This is a genomic window from Actinomycetospora sp. (genome assembly GCF_055612215.1).
The window spans coordinates 1-3770 of the sequence record NZ_JBVPVA010000381.1; the positions used below are offsets into that span (position 1 = coordinate 1).

The 3770-nt window shown below is 72.8% G+C and carries 3 protein-coding genes; 1 reads left to right on the forward strand and 2 read right to left on the reverse strand.

Annotation, left to right across the window (positions count from 1 at the left end):
- Nucleotides 1–1188: 1188 nt before the first annotated feature.
- Nucleotides 1189–2361, forward strand: coding sequence for an LCP family protein (locus AC0CYZ_RS10945; RefSeq protein WP_472215157.1), 1173 nt, complete (start codon nucleotides 1189–1191; stop codon nucleotides 2359–2361).
- A gap of 180 nt (nucleotides 2362–2541) precedes the next feature.
- On the opposite strand, the gene AC0CYZ_RS10950 is transcribed toward AC0CYZ_RS10945, so the two are convergent.
- Nucleotides 2542–2937: a twin-arginine translocase TatA/TatE family subunit gene (locus AC0CYZ_RS10950; protein ID WP_472215159.1), complete on the reverse strand. Its 396-nt coding sequence runs from the start codon at nucleotides 2935–2937 to the stop codon at nucleotides 2542–2544.
- A 554-nt stretch (nucleotides 2938–3491) separates the two neighbouring features.
- Nucleotides 3492–3770 (reverse strand): FtsW/RodA/SpoVE family cell cycle protein (locus AC0CYZ_RS10955; protein ID WP_472215161.1); only part of this gene is annotated, 279 nt, incomplete at its 5' end.

Consider the following 3770-nt stretch of genomic DNA (forward strand, 5'->3'; position numbering starts at 1 on the left):
TAGGTGCGATGTCGTCGGGGACCGCCGTATCGTCCGCGGGCTCCGGGCCGTGCCGTCGTCTGGCGCCGACCAGCGGTGGGCGCGGGGGGTACGACGGTTGTCGCTCTGCTCGACCAGGACGACCTTGGCAGCGGCTCGGGCGGGCTACCCGCCCGGCTATGGCGCGGGCGGGTCGGACCGGCGGGGTTGCGGACCCGCCGCGTACGAATGGTCAAAGGTTTGTGCGAGTATCGAACCGAGGCCTTGACGAGACGAGCCGGACCACGGAGGCGAGGTGCTGTGGTGGTGGCGTCGGTGACCTCCGGTTTGATCGGGACGGTGGGCGGGGCGGAGGTGGTGGTCGGGCTGCCCGTGGAGTTGCTCCCGGCTCGCGGTGGGCTGCTCGGGCTGAGGTTCCCGGTGGGCTACCTCGCGGTGGCTGTGTTTGACGGGGTGAGGGTGCGGCCCGGGTCGGAGGGATGGCGGCGCTCCCCCGGTCGGTGGTGGCGTTGCGCGGGTCGGGGCTCGCCGCGCTCGTGGCCGGGCAGTTCGCGAGCAGCACGCGCGTCCTGCTCGGGGTGCTCGCCCCGCTGGCGGGACTGTCCTGGGGGCGCTCGTGGCGACCGTGGCGTGGCTGGGCGGCGGGTGGCTGCGTTTCCGCCGGGCCCGGACCGGCTGGTCGCGCGCCATCTCCGCGTCGGGGTCGGCGTGACGACGGGCCGGCCGGACGACGCGCAGGGCCCGGAGGGTTCCCGGATCCCCGGCCGCGGCGACCTCCGGCCCGAACGCCCCCGCCTCGGAAGGCCAGGCTCAGGCAGGCCCCGTCTTGGAGGCGACCGCTTCGCCGCCGCGGGCGAAGAGCGCCCGAGACCGTCCGCCCCGTGGCTTCCGCCGCCGGGCCCACCGGGCTCGGCCTCGGGTCACCGGCGACCCTCCCCGTCCCCGCCGCCCGGGTCCGCCGGTTCCGGCCCACCGCAGCCATCGGGCCCGCCGCCGGGCCCTGCAGCCGGCCATGGTCGACCGGTGCCTGCGCGGGCCGCGGGTTCTCCCTCGGTCGGGCGCCCAGCACCCAGACCGACTCCGGTCGCCAGTTCCGCTTCCGCCCGGACAACCGTGGGTGCTCACGACCGCAGCGGCCGTCGCGACAGGCCGCCTGGTCCTCAGCGGGAGCTGTTTTTCCAGCGCGCCCGGGCCGCAGCAGGCAAGAGGGTGTGGCTGCTCGCGCTCGCCGTGGCGTCGGTGCTGTTGCTGCTGGTCAGCGGTGGGCTCATCCTCACCGCTCGCTCGGTTGATGCCGGGTTGAGCCGGGTCGATGTCATCTCGACCTCGCTGGGGTCGGTGCTCGGCGCCGATGAGAACATCCTGCTCGTCGGGCTGGACACCCGCACCGACAGCTTCGGCAACCCGCTGCCGGCCGACCAGCTCGCCGCGTTGCACGCCGGGGGCAGCAACGACGGCGGCGATCAGACCGACACCATCATCGTGGTGCACATCCCCGGCGGCGGTGGCCCCGCGAGAGGGTTCTCCATCCCGCGTGACTCCTACGTGGAGCTGCCCGACGGATTCGGCCAGCACAAGATCAATTCGGCGTATGCGTACGGCCAGAACGCCGCGCGCGGGCAGCTCGCTCGGAAGGGAATCTCGGGTAATGAGCTCGCGGTGCAGTCGGGGGCGGCCGGCGCCAGGACCTCGATCGGCGCGGTTGAGTCCCTGACCGGGTTGACGATCACCCATTTCGCGGCGGTCAACCTCGCCGGGTTCGCCGACATCAGCTCCGCGGTCGGCGGGGTCCCGGTGTGCCTGAACTCCGCGGTGGACGACTCGTTCTCCGGGGCGCACTTCCCGGCGGGTCAGCAGACCGTCTCCGGTGCGGCGGCGCTGGCGTTCGTGCGGCAACGCCACGGGCTGCCCGGCGGCGACCTCGATCGGGCGCGGCGCCAGCAGATGTTCCTGTCCAGCATGGCCCACACCGTGTTGTCCTCGACCACCCTGGCTAACGCGACCACACGCGCCGCGCTGCTCGCCGCGGTCGATAAGGCCCTCACCGTTGATCGTTCCCTGGATGTGCTGTCCCTGGCCGGGCAGTTGCCGGGGCTGGGGGCGGGGTCGATCGCCTTCCACACCATCCCGGTCGTCAACGCGGCCTACGACACCGCCGATGACGGCGAAGCGGTCCAGGTCGACCCGAACGCGGTGCAGCACTACATCTCCGCGACCCTCTCCGGCTCAGCGACCCCGACCAGCTCGTCCGCCACGCCGGACGCGGCCGGCGCCTCCTCGGGGTCCTCGGCGCGTGCCGCTCAGCCGAAGACCGGCGCGGCACCGGCGGTGCCCTCCAGCGATGCCGGCACCACCGCCCCGACGGTGCTCTGCATCAACTGATGAGCTGCACCATCGGGGGCCGGCCGGGCCGTTTGTGGTTGAGCTCGGGCGGCTGCAGCCAGCGGCGGCCCGGGAGCGAATCGTTCGGGGCAGCCGTCGCTCCGGGCTGTGAGGGCCCAGCCCGAGGCCCTGCGGGACGGGGTGGGCGTCCGACGTCGCGCTGGCACGGTGCTGGCCGGTTTAGGTGGTGTCGGGGTCGAGCGGTGCGGGGGCCGCGGGCGCGGGCACTTGGTGTGCGGACTGCCGGTGGTGCGGACCGGGCCCCGGCTCCGGTGAGCTTGCGTAGGGCTGGGACGGGGTGCTCAGCAGGGAGCGTCCGAGCATCTCGCCGGGGCGGGTGAGACCGCGCAGCTGTTGTAGTGGTTCGCGGAGATCGGAGAGGGGTTGGCGCAGCTGAGCGACCTCGGGGCCGAGTTCGCGTTGCACACTGCGTTGCGCGTCGTCGGCGAAGGAGCGCAGGCGGCGCACGGTGCGGGCCGTCCAGGTCAGCGCAGCCGGCAGCCGCTCGGGGCCGAGGATGAACAAGCCGAGGAGCGCGAGCACCAGCAGCTTCTCGACGCTCAGGTCCGCGAACACCGTGCCCTCCTCTGCCGAACCCTCACCGCGACCACGCTCGCCTCCGGGATGGCGGGAGCTGTCGTACGGCCACCGTGTCCCCCTCTTACGGCATTCCGGTCGTCATCGCCACGCCGGTGTTCGGCTTGCCGCCGACGCAGCCGCTGACGGGACCGCCCGCCTTCGAAGCGTCGGCCGATGCGCGGTCGACCCAGCCGCGCGTGTGTGCTCGTGCTCAGGTGCTGTCCCAGGTGGCGGCACTGCTGGGGCACCACCGTGGTGTGCTCGGCGGTATCGACGGCCCGACGCCGCGAAGAGGCACGCAACACCCCCTGCCCCACCATCATCACGAACGTGGACACCAGCTGGGCCAGGCTGGAGCAGAACGTTAGGAACGGAAACGGTGAGGGGTCAGGGATCACCTCAAGCACTCCAAGCACGACCCTCCCCGCGGTCAGCACGGCGAAGGTGACGATCGCAGCGGCAGTACCCCACCTGGCCACCAACCACCCGGCGAGCCGCTACCGCGGGTTGCACCGCGAATAAGCGGCTCGGTCACAGCGCGGCGTCGCCGGTCACGGTTGCGGAGCCCGCGGGGTCATGACGGTGGCGGTGTTCGCCAGCGGGGTGGCGGGGCGCGGGGGCGCGGGTGCTGCCGGGACACGGACGTGGTGGGAGATGCGGAGCAGGACCGCGACGAGGATGTAGTTGGCCAGCAGCGAGGAGCCGCCGTAGGACAGGAACGGCGCGGTCAGCCCGGTCTCGGGGATGAGGTTCGTGACGCCGCCCACGACGATGAACACCTGCAACCCCAGACCTAAGGACAGTCCAGCGGCGAGCAGGGTGGAGAAGCC